The sequence below is a fragment of the Photorhabdus bodei genome, assembly GCF_003287735.1.
GTDB lineage: Bacteria > Pseudomonadota > Gammaproteobacteria > Enterobacterales > Enterobacteriaceae > Photorhabdus > Photorhabdus kayaii.
The window spans coordinates 1-1,154 of the sequence record NZ_NSCM01000133.1; the positions used below are offsets into that span (position 1 = coordinate 1).

Here is a 1,154-nt window from a genome sequence, read left to right on the forward strand (position 1 = left end):
TAAATAACTTTTCAAAATAATAGATCACTTGGAGGGAACTCAGTCCGATTTTTGCGATCTGATCAATTGCGAAAAATCCCAAACCCCAACACGGACTGAGTGATGCCTATCATAGCACCTATACCTCAAGATGAATGCCAGAAAATGAGAAAACTTATCCATAAAACCCGTGATAAGAACTATTCCCGTCGATTAACGGCGTTATTGATGCTCAATGAAGGATTGACAGTGACTTATGTCGCCAAGACCCTTCATGCCGCACGCTCTTCCGTCAATCGTTGGGTTCAGTGGTTTACATTATATGGGCTGGAAGGACTCGAAAGTTTACCCGTTGGCCGACCTGTTGTCTGGGATCTCTCCCCACTCTATAACCTCTTACTTTTCTTATTACAGCAATCCCCCCAAAAGTTAGGCTATCTCCGCTCTCGCTGGAGCCTTGAACTCATGACTCATACCCTCAATGAATTACTCAACCTCTCTCTGACGCAAAATGTCCTTTATCGTTACTTTGCTCAGGTGGGGATTGTCTGGCGTAGAGCGGCACCCACAGTGAAACAACCTGATCCCGAATACGATGAGAAAATGGCAAAGATCGCGGAAGCCAAAGCGAACATTTCAGAAAAACATCCCGTTTTTTATGAAGATGAGGTGGATATTGATTTAAACCCGAAAATCGGCGCGGACTGGTGCTTCAAAGGACAACAAAAACGGGTTATCACCCCGGGAAAAAACGAAAAACATTACATTGCGGGCTGCCTTAATGCCCAAACAGAGCAAATCACCTATGTTAAAGGAATAAAAAAGAATTCTGATTTATTTATCAAAATGTTAGATGAACTGAATCATCAATATCCCCATGCGGAAACCCTCACATTAATCTTAGATAACTACTGTATTCATAAAAGTCAGAAGGTAAAGGACTGGCTGGCACGACATCCAAAATTTACCCTGTTGTTTTTACCGGTCTATTCACCGTGGCTAAATAAAATAGAACGGTTATGGCAATCGCTCCATGAGACAATAACGCGAAATCATTGTTGTCAATTTATGTGGCAGTTACTGAATTATGTTGATGCCTTTTTGGCATCGTTTTCATCACAGCAAAAGCCAGGAAGACAAAAAATGGGTGTAGCACAATTATGAAATCTTATTTA

General features: G+C 41.6%; 1 protein-coding gene. It reads left to right on the top strand.

Translation table 11 applies throughout. From position 1 onward, the window contains the following. Positions 1 to 102: 102 nt before the first annotated feature. The gene (locus CKY02_RS23085; RefSeq protein ID WP_112897013.1) at positions 103 to 1,143 is read left to right on the top strand and encodes an IS630-like element ISPlu16 family transposase; all 1,041 of its coding nucleotides are present in this window, start codon (positions 103 to 105) and stop codon (positions 1,141 to 1,143) included. Positions 1,144 to 1,154 lie beyond the last annotated feature (11 nt).

Coding starts and splice junctions, on each gene's coding strand:
- CKY02_RS23085 (WP_112897013.1), top strand. CDS start 103: ATGCCTATCATAGCACCTATACCTCAAGATGAATGCCAGAAAATGAGA.